Annotated in this window: 13 protein-coding genes, 1 tRNA gene and 1 pseudogene; 12 read left to right on the top strand and 3 right to left on the bottom strand. The window is 67.6% G+C overall.

Going from position 1 to position 16,552, the window contains the following annotated elements:
- Positions 1-2: 2 nt before the first annotated feature.
- Together KY49_RS09750 and KY49_RS09745 are read right to left on the bottom strand one after the other, a co-directional pair.
- Positions 3-578, bottom strand: coding sequence for a peptidylprolyl isomerase (locus KY49_RS09750; protein ID WP_042584342.1), 576 nt, complete (start codon positions 576-578; stop codon positions 3-5).
- 57 nt (positions 579-635) lie between these two features.
- Complete coding sequence (locus KY49_RS09745; protein ID WP_042584341.1) at positions 636-1,358, bottom strand: tetratricopeptide repeat protein; 723 nt, start codon at positions 1,356-1,358, stop codon at positions 636-638.
- 234 nt (positions 1,359-1,592) lie between these two features.
- On the opposite strand from KY49_RS09745, the gene cysS reads away from it, so the two are divergent.
- The 4 genes from cysS to tilS all read left to right on the top strand — a co-directional run bounded on the left by cysS (position 1,593) and on the right by tilS (position 6,364).
- Positions 1,593-2,990, top strand: a complete 1,398-nt coding sequence (gene cysS, locus KY49_RS09740; RefSeq protein WP_042584340.1) for a cysteine--tRNA ligase — start codon at positions 1,593-1,595, stop codon at positions 2,988-2,990.
- Positions 2,991-3,033: 43 nt separating this feature from the next.
- Positions 3,034-3,834: a DNA-3-methyladenine glycosylase family protein gene (locus KY49_RS09735; RefSeq protein ID WP_042584339.1), complete on the top strand. Its 801-nt coding sequence runs from the start codon at positions 3,034-3,036 to the stop codon at positions 3,832-3,834.
- 102 nt (positions 3,835-3,936) lie between these two features.
- Positions 3,937-4,908 carry an acetyl-CoA carboxylase carboxyltransferase subunit alpha gene (locus KY49_RS09730; RefSeq protein ID WP_006478433.1) on the top strand — a complete coding sequence of 324 codons (972 nt, stop codon included), beginning with the start codon at positions 3,937-3,939 and terminating at the stop codon, positions 4,906-4,908.
- Positions 4,909-4,954: 46 nt separating this feature from the next.
- On the top strand, positions 4,955-6,364 hold the full coding sequence (tilS, locus tag KY49_RS09725; RefSeq protein WP_042584338.1) for a tRNA lysidine(34) synthetase TilS: 1,410 nt from the start codon (positions 4,955-4,957) through the stop codon (positions 6,362-6,364).
- A gap of 119 nt (positions 6,365-6,483) precedes the next feature.
- On the opposite strand, the pseudogene KY49_RS39225 reads toward tilS, so the two are convergent.
- Positions 6,484-6,721 (bottom strand): annotated as a pseudogene (locus KY49_RS39225) (hypothetical protein); the annotation flags it as partial.
- Here KY49_RS39225 and KY49_RS09720 point away from each other — a divergent pair.
- From KY49_RS09720 to cyoA, 8 genes are all read left to right on the top strand, one after another.
- Complete coding sequence (locus KY49_RS09720) at positions 6,704-7,954, top strand: aspartate kinase (RefSeq protein WP_010099099.1); 1,251 nt, start codon at positions 6,704-6,706, stop codon at positions 7,952-7,954. The pseudogene KY49_RS39225 and the gene KY49_RS09720 sit on opposite strands and share 18 nt — an antisense overlap.
- A gap of 113 nt (positions 7,955-8,067) precedes the next feature.
- A tRNA-Ser gene (locus KY49_RS09715) sits at positions 8,068-8,161 on the top strand.
- 268 nt (positions 8,162-8,429) lie between these two features.
- Complete coding sequence (locus KY49_RS09710) at positions 8,430-10,625, top strand: TonB-dependent receptor (protein WP_442854612.1); 2,196 nt, start codon at positions 8,430-8,432, stop codon at positions 10,623-10,625.
- Between the two features lie 2 nt (positions 10,626-10,627).
- Positions 10,628-11,419: an ABC transporter ATP-binding protein gene (locus KY49_RS09705; protein ID WP_042584337.1), complete on the top strand. Its 792-nt coding sequence runs from the start codon at positions 10,628-10,630 to the stop codon at positions 11,417-11,419.
- Positions 11,420-11,424: 5 nt separating this feature from the next.
- Positions 11,425-12,399, top strand: coding sequence for an ABC transporter substrate-binding protein (locus tag KY49_RS09700; protein WP_231636363.1), 975 nt, complete (start codon positions 11,425-11,427; stop codon positions 12,397-12,399).
- Complete coding sequence (locus KY49_RS09695; RefSeq protein WP_042584335.1) at positions 12,396-13,448, top strand: FecCD family ABC transporter permease; 1,053 nt, start codon at positions 12,396-12,398, stop codon at positions 13,446-13,448. Before KY49_RS09700 ends, KY49_RS09695 begins: the two co-directional genes overlap by 4 nt.
- Before the next feature lie 482 nt (positions 13,449-13,930).
- Positions 13,931-15,460 carry a complex I subunit 4 family protein gene (locus KY49_RS09690; protein ID WP_042584334.1) on the top strand — a complete coding sequence of 510 codons (1,530 nt, stop codon included), beginning with the start codon at positions 13,931-13,933 and terminating at the stop codon, positions 15,458-15,460.
- A 202-nt stretch (positions 15,461-15,662) separates the two neighbouring features.
- Positions 15,663-16,550: a ubiquinol oxidase subunit II gene (gene cyoA, locus KY49_RS09685; protein WP_042584333.1), complete on the top strand. Its 888-nt coding sequence runs from the start codon at positions 15,663-15,665 to the stop codon at positions 16,548-16,550.
- Positions 16,551-16,552: the final 2 nt, after the last annotated feature.

Genomic DNA, 16,552 nt, shown 5'->3' with positions numbered 1-16,552 from the left:
ATTTACTTCGAGACGACGCTCGCCGATTCGATCAGGACGGCCTGCTCCGGCACGTCGCGCATCGGGCCGCGCACCGTCGTCGGCACCGCTTCGATCTTCTTCACGACGTCGAGGCCCGACACGACCTTGCCGAACACCGCGTAGCCGTTGCCGTCCGGGTTCGGGTAGTCGAGGCCGCCGTTGTCCACCGTATTGATGAAGAACTGCGCGGTCGCCGAATTCGGGTCGCTCGTGCGCGCCATCGCGATCGTGCCCAGCGTGTTCTTCAGACCATTGCGGCTCTCGAGCGGGATCGGCGCGCGCGTCGGCTTCTCGTCGAAGTTCGCCTTGTAGCCGCCGCCCTGGATCATGAAGCCCTTGATCACGCGATGGAAGATCGTGCCGTTGTACTGGCCGGCCTTCACGTAATCGAGGAAGTTGGCGACCGTTTTCGGCGCCTTCTCCGGGTACAGCTCGACGCGAATGTCGCCCTGCGAGGTCTTCAGCTGCACGACGGGGTGCGCAGTGGCCGTTTGCGCGAACGCGGGTGCGGTCGCGAGGAGGGCGGCGCCGCCAAGCGCCAGCAACAGACGTTTCATTGCGATCCTCTGGTTGGATGGGTGGAGTGCCAGGGTGGGTGGAGCGCCGCGTGCCGCTTACTGCGACGGCGCGACGTAGGGTGCCGTCATCGCGCCGGACGGGCCGCCGAACTGGAACGTCGGCGACAGCGGCAGCGTGGTGGTGGTCACGTTCGCGGCCGCGCGGTCGGAGTACGCGCGCGTCGACGGTGCGGCGGCGCGGGCGCCCGGGGCAGCCTTCGGCGGCGTGATGATCTTCTGCAGGTCGGCGAGGCGCTGCGCGGTCGGGCCGCTCGTGCGGCCGAGCGATTGCGCGCGCTTGTACGATTCGGCCGCGAGGCGCAGGTACAGGTCGCCGAGATTCTCGTACGCGAGCGTGTAGCTCGGGTTGGCCTGGGTCGCGGTGACGAGCGCCGAGCGCGCTTCGTCGTAGCGGCCGTGCTTCGCATAGAGCGCCGCGAGATTGTTGTACGGCTCGGGCAGTTCGGGGTAGGCCTGGGTGATCGCGACGAATTGCTGGATCGCGTCGTCGTCGCGGTTCAGGCGCGCGAGCACGGTGCCGCGCTTGAACTGGGCCTGCACGTCGTGCGGGTTCGCGGCGATGCGCGCGTCGAGCTGCGCGAGCGCCTGTTTCCACTGCTTGCCGGCGATCGACGAGTCGATCTCGGGGGTGCCGTCGGCCGTGGGCGGGCCCTTCTGCGCGTGGGCCGCGGCGGCAGGCAGAAACGTCAGCGCGACGCCCATGACGGCGGTCGCAACGAGGGTCGCAGCGCTCTGCGCGCGGCCGCGGGGAGATTTCATAGGCGTAAATCGGAATGTTATACTCCGAGCCATTCTAACAAAACGTCTGCGCGTTCCGGCGAGCCGCAGATAGTCTTTCTTTTGCCTCTCGTGGCCGTCACCGCTGTGCTTGCAGCCTGACCGCTCCATGTGATATCGAGGACGCGCGGCACGATGCCGCGGCGGCGGCTCGATCGTTTCGCATGCAGGGCGAGTATCGCCATGGCGGTTCCCTTCGGCTCACGGTTCATCTCTATGGAATCACTGCGCATCTACAACACGCTCGCGCGTGACAAGCAAGTTTTCGTGCCGCGCCAGCCCGGCGAGGTGCGGATGTACGTATGCGGAATCACCGTCTACGACTATTGTCACGTGGGCCATGCGCGCATGCTGGTCGTGTTCGACCTCGTGCAGCGCTGGCTGCGTGCGATCGGCTACCGGGTCACGTACGTGCGCAACATCACCGACATCGACGACAAGATCATCCGCCGCGCGGTCGAGAACGGCGAGACGATCAAGTCGCTGACCGACCGTTTCATCGCCGCGATGCACGAGGACGAGGATGCGCTCGGCATCCAGCGCCCGGACATCGAGCCGCGCGCGACCCACTTCATTCCGCAGATGCTCGGGATGATCGAGACGCTCGAGGCGAACGGCTACGCGTATCAGGCGAATGACGGCGACGTCAACTATTCGGTGCGCAAGTTCGCTAACTACGGGAAGCTGTCGGGCAAGTCGCTCGACGATCTGCGCGCGGGCGAGCGCGTCGCCGCGAACGACGCGAAGGAAGACCCGCTCGATTTCGTGCTGTGGAAGCGCGCGAAGCCGGAGGACCCGGAAGGCGCGTCGTGGGATTCGAAGTACGGCGCGGGCCGGCCCGGCTGGCACATCGAGTGCTCGGCGATGGGCTGCACGCTGCTCGGCGACCATTTCGACATCCACGGCGGCGGGCAGGACCTGCAGTTCCCGCACCACGAGAACGAGATTGCGCAGAGCGAAGGCGCGACCGGCCAGACGTTCGTCAACTACTGGATTCACAACGGCTTCGTGCAGGTCGACAACGAGAAGATGTCGAAGTCGCTCGGCAACTTCTTCACGATCCGCGACGTGCTGGAGCAGTACGACGCCGAAGTCGTGCGCTTCTTCATCGTGCGCACGCATTACCGTTCGCCGCTCAACTACAGCGACGTGCATCTCGACGATGCGCGCGCGGCGCTGACGCGGCTCTATACCGCCTTGAAGGACGTCGTGCCGGATGCGGCGGCGCTCGACTGGAACGAGCCGCACGCGCAGCGCTTCGCGGCCGCGATGAACGACGATTTCAACACGTCGCTCGCGGTGTCCGTGCTGTTCGAGCTGGCGGGTGAAGTGAACCGCACGCGCGACGCGGCGCTGGCGCGCCAGCTGAAGCAACTGGCGGCACTGTTGGGATTGCTCGGCCGCGAGCCGCGCGCGTTCCTGCAGCAGGCGGCTGGCGCCGCGCAGGAAGGCGCGCTGGCGGCCGACGAGATCGAAGCGAGGATCGCCGCGCGCGGCGCGGCGAAACGTGCGAAGGACTATGCCGAAGCGGACCGGATCCGGGCGGAACTGCTCGAAGCCGGTGTCGCGCTTGAAGACAAACCGGGCGGGTCGACCGAATGGCGTCGCGTATGAGCGCGCAGCGTTCCACTGACCGATTCGTCAGGTAGGAGGCAAGATGGCAACGGCCAGAAAAGCGCCGGTCAAGCGCGCGACGCACGTCGCTGCGCGTCCGGCAGCCAAGCGTGCGCCGGCGGCGAAGGCGGACGCGAAGCGCGTCGCGCCGAACGGCGCCTCGCTCAACGGTCACACGCAGCCGCCGGCGGCGAAGCCGGCGCAGATCGACGGCGTCGACGTCGTCGTGCGACCCGCATACTGGGACAAGGCATGCGCGGATCTCGTCAAGCGCGACCGCATCATGAAGAAGCTGATCCCGAAGTTCGGCCCCGCGCATCTCGTCAAGCGCGGCGATCCGTTCGTCACGCTCGCGCGCTCGGTGGTCGGCCAGCAGATCTCGGTGGCGTCCGCGCAGTCGGTGTGGGCGAGCATCGAGGCGGCCAGTCCGAAGCTCGCGCCGCAGCAGGTGATCAAGCTCGGTCCGGACAAGCTGATCGCGTGCGGGTTGTCGAAGCGCAAGACGGAATACATTCTCGACGTCGCGCAGCACTTCGTGTCGGGCGCGCTGCACGTCGACAAGTGGACGTCGATGGAAGACGAGGACGTGATCGCGGAACTCACGCAGATCCGCGGCATCAGCCGCTGGACGGCGGAGATGTTCCTGATCTTCAACCTGTCGCGTCCGGACGTGCTGCCGCTCGACGATCCCGGCCTGATCCGCGCGATCAGCGTCAATTATTTCAGCGGGGAGCCGGTCACGCGCAGCGAGGCGCGGGAAGTGGCGGCCAACTGGGAGCCGTGGCGCACCGTCGCGACCTGGTACATGTGGCGCAGCCTGGACTCGCCGGACACCGGGGCCTGATCGGGGCTATCGGGTTTTAAATATCAATAGTTGAGAACCGGTTTTGAGCATCGCGCGCGCGGGTAGAATACGCGCTGCCGCAAGACCCAAGGATTCGAACACATGAAAACCACGTTTCTGGATTTCGAACAGCCGATCGCCGAACTCGAGGCCAAGATCGAAGAGCTGCGCTTCGTGCAGGACGATTCGGCTGTCGATATTTCGGAAGAAATCGAGCGGCTGTCGAAGAAGAGCCAGCAACTGACGAAGGACCTGTACGCGAACCTGTCGCCGTGGCAGGTGTCGCAGATCGCGCGGCATCCGCAGCGTCCGTACACGCTCGACTACGTCGCGGAGCTGTTTACTGATTTTCACGAGCTGCATGGCGACCGCGCATTCGCGGACGACCTGTCGATCGTCGGCGGCCTCGCGCGCTTCGGCGGCCATCCGTGCATGGTGATCGGCCACCAGAAGGGGCGCGACACGAAGGAGCGCGCGGCGCGCAACTTCGGGATGCCGCGTCCGGAAGGCTATCGCAAGGCCGAGCGCCTGATGCGGCTCGCCGAGAAATTCGGCCTGCCGATCTTCACGTTCGTCGATACGCCGGGCGCGTATCCGGGCATCGGCGCGGAAGAGCGCGGCCAGTCGGAAGCGATCGGCCGCAACCTGTACGTGATGGCCGAGCTGAAGACGCCGATCATCACGACCGTGATCGGCGAGGGCGGCTCGGGCGGCGCGCTCGCGATCGCCGTGGCCGACACCGTGATGATGCTGCAGTTCTCGACCTATTCGGTGATCTCGCCGGAAGGCTGCGCGTCGATCCTGTGGAAGAGCGCAGCGAAGGCGCCCGAGGCGGCCGAGGCGCTTGGCTTGACCGCGCACCGCCTGAAGGCGCTCGGCCTGATCGACAAGATCATCAACGAGCCGCTCGGCGGCGCGCATCGCGATCCGAAGGGCATGGCCGCGCTGCTGCGCCGTGCGCTCGCCGATTCGCTGCGCCAGTTCCAGGGCATGAGCATCGATGCGCTGCGCGAGCGCCGCTTCGAACGCCTGATGGCCTACGGCAAGTTCAAGGAAACCACGCCGGGCGCATGACCCGCGTGCGTCCATCGCAGCGCGCCCGCGTGCGCGCTTTTCCATCGTGATCCCACCGAGCGAATTTTCCGCCGACCGCGTCGTCCTCGATGCGGTCGGCGTTGCGCTTGCCGATGCGCCGTCCGGCGCACGCATCGCGATTGCGTACAGCGGCGGGCTCGACTCGTCGGTGTTGCTGGACGCGGCCGTGCGCGTCGCGGGCGCGTCGCGCTGCATCGCGCTGCATGTCCACCATGGGCTGAGCGCGAATGCCGACGCGTGGGCCGCGCACGCGGCGGCGAGCGCCGCGAAGCTCGGCGTCGCATTCGATTCGATGCGCGTCGACGTGCCGCGCAACAGCGGCGCCGGGATCGAGGCGAGCGCGCGGGAGAGCCGCTACGCGGCGCTCGACGCAATGTGCGAGCGGCACGGCGCGGCCGTGCTGTGGCTGGCGCAGCACGCCGACGATCAGGCCGAGACGGTGCTGCTGCAGCTGCTGCGCGGCGCGGGCATCGCCGGGATCGCCGCGATGGCGCCGCGCTACCGTCCAGCGGCGGCGCGCGTCGAGCGCGTGCGTCCGCTGCTGCGGCTGCTGCGCGCGCAGCTCGAGCGCTATGCGGCGCAGCACGAGCTCGCGTGGATCGACGACGAATCGAACCAGGACACGCGCTTTGCGCGCAATGCGCTGCGGGTCGACGTGCTGCCGGCGCTCGCCGTGCACTTTCCGGGCTTTCGCGATGCGCTCGGCCGGGCCGCGCAGCATGCGGCGTCGGCGCAGCGCCTGCTCGACGATCTGGCGGAACTGGATTTCGCCGGCGCCGCGCGCGACGACGGGCGCGCGCTGTCGCGCAGCGCGCTGGTCGCGCTCGACGATGCGCGGGGCGCGAACCTGCTGCGTTTCTGGATGCGCAGGCTCGGCCTGCCGGGCGCGTCGGCTGCGCGGCTCGCCGACATGATGCGGCAGTTGCGCGACGCGCACGACGCGCATGCGCTGCGCGTCGATCACGCGGGGCAGTGCCTGCGGCTGTATCGCGATGCCGTCTCCTGGGAAGCGGGCGACAGCGGCGACCCGGCCGACGACGGCAGCGGCGCGCCGCGCCCCGAATGCACGTGCACGTGGAGCGGGCAGGAGGTCTGGCATCTGCCGGCGTGGCGCGGCACGTTCGTGTTCGCGCCGGCCGCGCCCGGCGACGCGGACGCGGTGCCCGACGCGCTGCTGCGCGCCGCGCCGCTCGCTGCGCGCGCCCGCGCGGGCGGCGAGCGGATGCGCACGGCGCCCGGCGGGCCGGGCCGCACGCTGAAGAACCTGTTTCAGGAGCGCGGCGTACCTTCGTGGCAGCGCGACGTGCCGCTGCTGTTCGCGGGCGACCGGCTGCTCTTCGTGCCGCGGCTCGGCGTGAACCGCGAGGGCGGGGACGTCGATGGCGGAGGCGCATGGCGCCGGATCGAATGGCGGCCCGACCTGCTGATCGCATGAAAAGTGCCCGGGCGAGGGGCGATGCTGCGCCGATTTTCACTATTTGGTAAACAGCGCCGGAGCGGCCGCCGGTACGGCGTCCGGCTTGTCAATCGGACATCGATCGGGTACGCTCGGTTGTTTGCTCGGCTCGATTTTTGAGCGTTTTGTGCAGGTTTTCCGCGTGACGTACCCGGTTTGCGCGGCCTGATCGGCCTTCCGGGCAAAATCCGTCACGCTTGCGCGTTGCGTCCCAGCCGTCCCCCTCGTCGTCCGTCCACAGCCACAAGCCGCGTGACCGAACGGCAACGCGGCCTGTCCAGCGCGCCCGTGCGGCTTCTCCTCCAGTTCAGAACGACAATGGCACTCATCGTACATAAATACGGCGGCACTTCGATGGGCTCGGTCGAGCGCATCAAGAACGTCGCGAAACGCGTCGCAAAATGGCATCAGGCCGGGCACCAGATGGTGGTCGTGCCGTCGGCGATGTCCGGCGAAACCAACCGTCTGCTCGGTCTCGCGAAAGAGATTTCGAGCCAGCCGAGCCCGCGTGAGCTCGACATGATCGCGTCGACCGGCGAGCAGGTCAGCGTCGGCCTGCTGTCGATCGCGCTGCAGGAGATCGGCGTCGAGGCCGTGAGCTATGCCGGCTGGCAGGTGCCGATCAAGACCGACAGCGCATACACGAAGGCGCGCATCCACTCGATCGACGACGAGCGCGTGAAGGCCGACCTGAACGCCGGCAAGGTCGTGATCATCACGGGCTTCCAGGGCGTCGACCCGGACGGCCACATCACGACGCTCGGCCGCGGCGGCTCGGACACGTCGGCGGTGGCGGTCGCGGCCGCGCTCGATGCAGAAGAGTGCCTGATCTACACGGACGTCGACGGCGTCTACACGACCGATCCGCGCGTCGTCGAAGAGGCGCGCCGCCTCGATCGCGTGACGTTCGAGGAAATGCTGGAAATGGCGAGCCTCGGCTCGAAGGTCCTGCAGATCCGCTCGGTCGAATTCGCCGGCAAATACCAGGTGAAGACGCGTGTGCTGTCGAGCCTGACCGATCCGCTGATTGCGCTCGACGTGGAAATGCGCTCGGGCACCCTGATTACTTTTGAAGAAGACGAGACCATGGAAAAGGCAGTCATTTCCGGCATCGCGTTCCAGCGCGACGAAGCACGCATTGCGGTGATGGGCGTGCCCGACAAGCCTGGCATCGCGTATCAGATTCTGGGCCCGGTCGCGGACGCGAACATCGACGTCGACATGATCATCCAGAACCAGAGCGTCGAGGGCAAGACGGACTTTACGTTCACGGTCGGCCGCGGCGACTACCAGAAGGCGATGGACATCCTGACCAACCAGGTGAAGGGCCACGTGAGCGCCGAGCAGGTGCAGGGCGACCCGAAGGTGTCGAAGGTGTCGGTCGTCGGCGTCGGCATGCGTTCGCACGTGGGCGTCGCGAGCAAGATGTTCCGCACGCTGTCGGAAGAGGGCATCAACATCCAGATGATCTCGACGTCCGAAATCAAGATTTCGGTGCTGATCGACGAGAAGTACATGGAGCTGGCCGTCCGCGCGCTGCACAAAGCATTCGAACTCGAACAGGCGTAATGAAATTTTCGTGATGCATTGAAGAAAATGCATCAAAGAAATTGACCTGCGGCTCGAAACCCTATATTATCTTCTTCTCGTCGCACTGCCTCCCTGGTGCGAGCGAAAGTTTGGGAGACGTGGCCGAGAGGTCGAAGGCACTCCCCTGCTAAGGGAGCATCTGGGCCAAAACCTGGATCGAGGGTTCGAATCCCTCCGTCTCCGCCAGAAATGGCGGAACAAGCCCCGCAAGTTTTCGGACTTGTGGGGCTTTTCTTTTTCCGGCTGGCCGAATGGGCCAAGCTTCTTCACTCGTCCTCCATTTGCTTCCCGCAGCCGCTCCTTTGCTCATGGTCTCGCCGGTGCCGTCCAGCTGACAATTGCCTGACAGTGGGCAACGATATAATGTATCATTCAAAGATTGCGTGCCGACCGGCGCGCCAGCTGCCGGTGCGTGGTTTCGCGCGCGGCGAGACCACACGAAGATCGATACGAAGTGACGAGAACAACACCATCACCGGCGCGTCGACGCAGCCCGCCGCGCCGACGCGGGGCGTGGCTGGCACACTCGCGGCGCGGTTGCACGACGATGCTGACCTGCGCGATGACCACTTCCGGCGCGCTTGCAGCGCAGGCCGCGGCAGCCGATGCCGCGCCGCACGCGCTGCCGACGATCAACGTCACCGCGCGAGGCGCGCCGCTCGATCCGCTGTCGCGCGTGCTCGATACCGGTTCGCGGCTCGGCCTGTCGAGTCTCGACACGCCGGCGAGCATCGAGACCGTCACGGCAGAGGCGATCGCGACGCGCGGCGACCACACGGTGCTCGACGCGGTGACCCGCGCGACCGGCTTTTCGAGCGCGGCCGCGCCCGGCAACGGCGGCACTGCGCTCAGCGTGCGCGGCTTCGACGGCCAGGAGTCGGTCATGACGCTGCTCGACGGCGTACGACTCCTTCCCGCCGCGGGCACGATCACGTTTCCGTTCGATGCGTGGTCGGTCGACCGCATCGAGGTACTGCGCGGTCCGGCGTCGGTGCTGTACGGCGAAGGCGCGATCGGCGGCGTCGTGAACGTGGTGCCGAAGCGGCCGCAGTCCGTCCGCGAGACGACACTGCAGACGGGCGTCGACACCGGCGGCGGCAAGCGCGTCGCGTTCGACACGACGGGCGCGCTCGGTTCGCGGCTGTCGTACCGGTTCTACGCGAGCGACGCGCGTGCGAACGGGCTCGCCGCGCGGGCCGATACCCACACGACGGCGTTCGGCGGCGCGCTGAAATTCGACGCGAGCCCGCAGTTGACGCTGACGCTCGACTATGACTACGGTCGCCAGAAGCCGGCGACCTACTACGGCGTGCCGGCCCCGAACGGCGTGCTCGATTCGACGCTGCGCAAGCTGAACTACAACGTCGGCGATGCGACGATTTCCTACTACGACCAGTGGACGCGGCTGTCGGCCACGTACCGGCCGACGGCCGGCGTGCGAATCGACAACCAGTTCTACTATCTGACGTCCAATCGCCACTGGCGCAATGCGGAGTCCTATGCACTCGACGCGTCGGCAAGCCGCGTGACGCGCAGCGACTACCTCGAGATCGGCCATCACCAGCGACAGATCGGCGATCGCATCAGCGCGCGGCTCGACGGCCGGCTGCTGGGCCGCGCGAACCGCTTCGTGATCGGCGCGGAATTCAACCAGATCACGTTCGACGGCAGCAACAATTCGCCGTACCGCGGCGAATCGACCGTGAACGCACACGGCTTCGATCCCGGCGTGTTCGCGAGCCCGGACCCGACCGTGCCGCAATTCAGCACGCGCACGCGCCAGGCCGCGATCTTCGCGGAGAACCGTCTCGAAGTGCTGCCGCGCGTCGCGTGGGTGAGCGGGCTGCGCTACGACCATGTCGCGTACCGCCGCGAGCAGGCGGCCACCGGCGCCGGCTTCGACAAGCGCTTTGCGAACGTCGGCTGGCGCACCGGTTTCGTGTTCGAGGTCACGCCGACGCTGTCCGCGTACGCGCAATACACGACGGGCGCGGAGGGGCTCGGCTCGCTCGTGACGCTGTCGGCGTCGCAGGCGAACTACCGGCTCGCGACGGGCGAGCAATGGGAGGCGGGCGCCAAGCAGACGCTCGCCGACGGCCGCGCGTACTGGACGTTCGCCGTATACGACATCACGAAGCGCAACCTGCTCAGCACCGATCCGTTCAATCCGGCGCTGCGCCGGCAGGTCGGCCGCCAGTCGTCGCGCGGCGTCGAACTGACGGGCGGCGCGCGGCTGCCGCACGGCTGGACGGTCGACGCGAACGTCGCGCTGCTGCGCGCGCGCTACGACGAGTTCAACCAGACGATCGGCGGCGTCGCGGTTTCGCGGGCCGGCAGCGTGCCGGCCAACGTGCCGCAGCAGACCGCGAATCTGTGGCTCGGCTGGGCGTTCACGCAGGGCTGGCAGGCGAACGCCGGCGTGCGCTACGTCGGCCGCACCTACGGCGACGATGCGAATCGCGTGTCGATCCCGTCGTACACGGTGTTCGACGCGTCGCTGCTGTGGCGTGCGACGCCGCGCGTCGATCTCGCGCTCTATCTGCGCAACCTGGCGAACCGCACGTATGCGATGACGACGTCGAACGGCGGCGAGCAATGGCTGCTCGGCCCCGCGCGCTCGGCGGAGCTCGTCGCGACGCTGCGCTTCTAGCAATGACGGTGCGCACGCCGACGCCGATGCTGTCGATCGATCGCGTGAGCTGGTCGCCTACCGGCGTGCCGACCGTGCTCGACACGGTGTCGCTTGCGGTCGGCGCGGGCGAGTTCGTCGGGCTCGTCGGCCCGAACGGCAGCGGCAAGACGAGCCTGCTGCGCTGCGTGTTCCGCTACACGCGGCCCGACGGCGGCAGCGTCGCGCTCGACGCGCAGGACGTCTGGCGCATGCGGCCGCGCGCGGTCGCGCGGCGGGTTGCCGTGCTGCAGCAGGAAACGCCCGACGACTTCGGGCTGACCGTCGACGAGCTCGCGTGGATGGGGCGCACGCCGCACAAGGGGCTGTTCGACGCGGACACGGCCGACGACGCGCGAATCGTCGAGCGCGCGCTGCGCGACGTCGGCTTGCTGGCGCGGCGCGCGCAGCCGTTCGCGTCGCTGTCGGGCGGCGAAAAGCAGCGGGCGCTGCTGGCCCGCGCGCTCGTCCAGCAGCCGGAACTGCTGTTGCTCGACGAGCCGACGAACCATCTCGACCTGCGCCATCAGCTCGAACTGCTCGCGCGGGTGCGGCGCCTCGGCATCCCCACGCTCGCGACGATTCACGATCTCAACCTCGCGGCTGCGTACTGCGACCGGCTCTACGTGCTCGCGCACGGCAGGGTGGTCGCGTCCGGTGCGCCGGACGACGTGCTGACGGAAGACAGGTTGCGCGACGTGTTCGGCGTCGCCGCGCTCGTCGACCGCCATCCGGTCACGGGCCGGCCGCGCATCACGCCCCTTCATCCGGAATGACCCACATGCCGATCCCCGTCCTGCGGCGCCTGTTCGCCGTCGTCGCGCTGGGCTGCGCCGCCGCGCACGCAAGCGCCTATCCCGTCACGGTGCGCAGCTGCGGCCGCGACGTGACGTTCGACCGCGCACCGGCCCGCGCGGTGAGCAACGACGCCAACCTGACCGGAATGATGCTCGCGCTCGGCCTGAAAGACCGGCTCGCCGGATACACGGGCATCGGCGGCTGGAAAACCGGCAACGGGCGGCTGCGCGCCGCGCTCGCCGGCGTGCCCGAGCTCGCGAGCCAGTATCCGTCGCTCGAGGTGCTGGTCGCGGCGCGCGCCGATTTCTACCTCGCCGGGTGGGGCTACGGGATGCACGTCGGCGGCCCGGTGACGCCCGACACGCTCGCGCCGTTCGGCATCCGCACGTATGAGCTGACCGAGTCGTGCTCGCACGTGATGTCGCGGCCGCCCGCGTCGTTCGACGACGTGTTCCGCGACCTGCACAACCTCGGACGCATCTTCGCGGTGGAGGCGCGCGCCGGGCAGGTCGTCGACGCGATGCGCAAGCGGCTCGCGGCGGTCGCGCGCGCAGTCGCCACCGCCGGGCCGCCGCCGCGGGTGTTCGTCTACGACAGCGGCACCGACAAGCCGACGACGGCGGGCAGCCTCGCGATGCCGACCGCGCTGCTGGCCGCGGCGGGCGCGCGCAACGTGATGGACGACGTGCCGCGCAGCTGGACGCAGGTGAGCTGGGAGAGCGTCGTCGAGCGCGATCCGCAGGCGATCGTGATCGTCGACTATTCGGCCGTGACCGCCGAGCAGAAGATGCGCTTCCTCATGAGCCAGCCGGCGTTGGCGCGCGTCGCCGCGATCCGCGACCGGCGCTTCGTCGTGATTCCGTACGACGCGGCGACGCCGGGCCCGGAGAACGTCGCGGCCGTCGAGACGATTGCGCGCGCGCTGTATCCGGCCGCGTTCGCGCGCGCGCCGCGATGAGCGCGCCGGTCCGGGCCGCGCGGCTGCGCGCGGGCATCGCGTTGCCGCTGCTCGCCGTGCTGCTGGCGGTGTCGGTCGTGCTGTCGGCCGCGTTCGGGGCAGCGTCGATCGCTCCCGCGCAGGTCGCGCGGATCGTCGTCGCGCACGTCGCGGCCGCGCTCGGCCATGCGGCGTCGCTCGATGCGCAGCCCGGCGGGAACCTTGGCGACGACAGCATCGTCTGGCTGATCCGGATCCCGCGCGCGCTGCTCGCGGCGCTCGTCGGCGCGACGCTCGCGAGCGTCGGCGTCGCGCTGCAGGCGGCGACCGCGAATCGCCTCGCGGATCCGCACCTGCTCGGCGTCAGCGCCGGCGCGATGCTCGGCGCGGTCGCCGCGACGGTCGGCTTCGGCGCCGCGTTCGGGCCGTTCACGCTGTCGATGGCCGCGTTCGCGGGCGCGCTCGCCGCGACGGCCTGCGTGATCGCGCTCGCGTACCGGCGCGGCCGGCTCGAACCGGACCGGCTGCTGCTCGCGGGCGTGTCGGTGTCGTTCATGATGGCCGCGCTCGGCAATCTGATGCTGTATCTCGGCGATCCGCGCGCGACGGCGTCGGTGCTGTTCTGGATGCTCGGCGGCGTTGGCCTCGCGCGCTGGGACCTGTTGCCGGTCCCGGGCGTGTGTGCGGTGCTGGCCGGCGGCGCGCTGATTGCAAGGCGCCGCGAACTCAACGCGCTGATGTCGGGCGACGTCGCGGCGGCGGCGCTCGGCGTGCCGAGCGCGCGCATGCGCCGTGAGGTGTTCGTGATCGCATCGTTCGCGACGGGCGCGATGGTCGCGGTGAGCGGCGCGATCGGCTTCGTCGGGCTGGTGACGCCGCATCTGTGCCGGCGCATCGTCGGCGCGGAGCATGGCCGCCTGCTGCCCGTCGCCGCGCTGACGGGCGCGATCCTGCTGGTGTGGGCCGACGTGGCCGCGCGCACGCTCGCGGCGCCGGAGGATCTGCCGATCGGCGTGGTGACCGCGTTGTTCGGCAGCCTGTTCTTCGTCGTGTTGCTGCGGCGGAGTTGACTGCGCAGGCGCCGCGCAGCAACCGGCGCGGCCGGGAATGAATGCGGCGAAAGGAACCTTCCGTCCGGCCAATGTGTAATAAAAATGAAAATATCGATGTAAGAAAACGCGGCCCGAATTTTGATGCGATGAATTTCACCAAGCGCAATCTGCCGGATACGCTGACGACTCCTCGTCTCAAAAATGCCGTATCCCGGCCATGATCGAGTGCATTGCTGCTGCTGCTTCGCACAAATAAATACAAGAAAATCAACGATTTGTCGCGGGTTCTTGCAGCGCACACTTGCTGCGATGCAAAAAATAATCAACCGCTTTATGCTGGTTAACCCGGCTGCGCTTGACCGGCATCAAGCTTTCGCAGGATGCCGCTTTACATTTGCCCGACACCGGTGATCCACGAAATATACCTTTCACGTCTATTTCGTTTCTTTCGTTGCGCCTGTCCCCGATCCAGCGCGCGGCACTCTCAGGGCTTTACTGACATGCAAGCTTTCCCCATTCTGAGCCTGGCCATCTGGGTTCCGATCCTGTTCGGCGCGTTCCTGCTGCGCGCCGGTTCCGACCGTCATCCGCGCCGCACGCGGCTGATCGCGCTCGCCGGCGCGCTCGCCGGGCTCGCGGCCGTCGTGCCGCTGGTCGCGGGCTTCGACAAGCATTCGGCCGCGATGCAGTTCGTTGAGCACCGCGACTGGCTCGCGGCATTCGGTGCGGGCTGGCGCCTCGGGATCGACGGCGCGTCGCTATGGCTCGTCGTGCTGACCGCCTTCACGACGCTCGTGATCGTCGTCGCGTCGTGGGAGTCCGTCACGGTGCGCGTCGCGCAATACCTCGCGTCGTTCCTGATCTTGTCGGGACTGATGGTGGGCGTGTTCGCGGCGCAGGACGGCCTGCTGTTCTTCATCTTCTTCGAGGCGACGCTGATCCCGCTCTATCTGCTGATCGGCACGTGGGGCCGCGAAAACCGCGTGCATGCGGCGGTGAAGTTCTTCTTCATCTCGTTCGCGGGCTCGTTGCTGCTGCTGATGGCGATGCTGTACCTGTACGCGAAGTCGCACACGTTCGACATGAGCGTGTGGCGCACGCTGCAGCTCGGCTTCGCGCCGCAGCTGCTGGTGTTCCTCGGCTTCTTCGCGGCCTTCGCGGTCAAGGTGCCGATGTGGCCGGTTCATACGTGGCTGCGCGACGTCTACTCGGACGGCCCGACCGGCGCCGCGCTGATGCTCGGCATGCTGAAGCTCGGCGGCTACGGCTTCCTGCGCTTCGCGCTGCCGATCACGCCGGACGCGAGTCATTTCTTCGCACCGGCCGTGATTGCGCTGTCGCTGTTCGCGATCGTCTACGCGAGCCTGCTCGCGCTCGCGCAAACCGATCTCGGCAAGCTGCTCGCGTATTCGACGGTCGCGCACATGGGGCTCGTCACGCTCGGGCTGTTCCTGTTCAACCGGATCGGCGTCGAAGGCGCGATCGTGCAGCTTGTGTCGTACGGCTTCGTCGCGGGCGCGATGCTGCTCTGCGTGAGCGTGCTGTCCGACCGCACGAACACGCGCGCGATCGCGGAGTACGGCGGCGTCGCGAACGTGATGCCGCGCTTCGCGACGTTCGCGCTGCTGTTCTCGATGGCGAACGTGGGGCTGCCCGGCACGTCGGGGTTCGTCGGCGAGTTCATGATCATCATGGGCGCGATCCGCTTCAACTTCTGGATCGGCGCGCTGGCGGCACTGACGCTGATTCTGAGCGCGTCGTACACGCTGTGGATGCTCAAGCGGGTCGTGTTCGGCAAGGTCGCGAGCCCGCGCATCGCGCAGCTCGTCGACCTGAACCGCCGCGAGATCGTGGTGTTCGCGTCGCTCGCGCTGATCGTGCTGATGGTCGGCGTCGATCCGAAGCCGTTCACCGACGCGATCGATCCGACGGTCGCGCGCCTGATCGGCGAGGCCGGCCAATCGAAGGTGCCGGACGCGGAGGGCACGACGCCCGCGCGGTCTTCGGTCGTGGCGTCGGTGCACGGCTGATCGCCGTGACGCTCGTGTGTCGGGCGCTGCTTGCGCGCATGCGTCGCATGCCCCGCGACAATCTGACACACAGCAAATTCTGCAATGGTCATTTGCCGCATTTGTTGATTTTCAGCAAATCCAGTCGCCGTAAGATGCCGCCACTTTCGTGGATCGAATGCGCATCGGGCGTGGATGGATTCATAGACAACCAGGCTGTGTAATGAAAAGAAAGGCTTTGAAAGGCGCGTCGAGGCTGCTGCCGCTCGCCGTGACCTTGAGTTTGTCCGGCTGCAACCTCGACGTGCTGAATCCGAAAGGCAGCATCGGCGCTGCCGAGAAAGCGCTGATCGCGACGTCGACGTGGGCGATGCTGATCGTCGTCGTGCCGGTGATCCTGCTGACGCTGTACTTCGCATGGCGCTATCGCGCGTCGAACCGCAACGCGACGTATGCGCCGGACTGGTCGCACTCGACCGCGATCGAGGTCGTGATCTGGACCGTGCCGACGCTGATCATCCTGTTCCTCGGCATCCTCACGTGGAAGACCACCCACGAGCTCGACCCGTACAAGCCGCTCGAGTCGTCGGTCAAGCCGATCGACGTCGAAGTCGTCGCGCTCGACTGGAAGTGGCTGTTCATCTATCCGGAGCTCGGCATCGCGTCGGTCAACCAGCTCGCGATTCCCGTGGGTACGCCGGTGAATTTCCGCATCACGTCGGACTCGGTGATGAACTCGTTCTTCATCCCGCAGCTCGGCGGCCAGGTCTACGCGATGGCCGGCATGCAGACGCGCCTGCACCTGATCGCCGACGAAGCGGGCGATTACGCGGGCACGTCCGCCAACTTCAGCGGCCGCGGCTTCTCCGACATGAAATTCCGCACGCTCGCCGAGCCGCGCGAGCAGTTCGATGCATGGGTGCAGAAGGTGAGGGCGTCGTCCGACCGGCTCGACATGACCGCGTACGGCACGGTCGCGCAGCCGAGCGAGAAGGCGCCGGTGCGCTACTTCTCGTCGGTCGATCCGAAGCTGTTCCACAACATCATCGCGAAATACAACGATGGCCACGTCCTCGACCTGAAGGACGCCGCCTGCGGCACGAAGGGGTAACG

This window comes from Burkholderia sp. MSHR3999, assembly GCF_000833595.1.
Taxonomy (GTDB): domain Bacteria; phylum Pseudomonadota; class Gammaproteobacteria; order Burkholderiales; family Burkholderiaceae; genus Burkholderia; species Burkholderia ubonensis.
The sequence above is the reverse complement of the archived record's forward strand: the minus strand, read 5'-3'. Positions and strand labels throughout refer to the sequence as shown.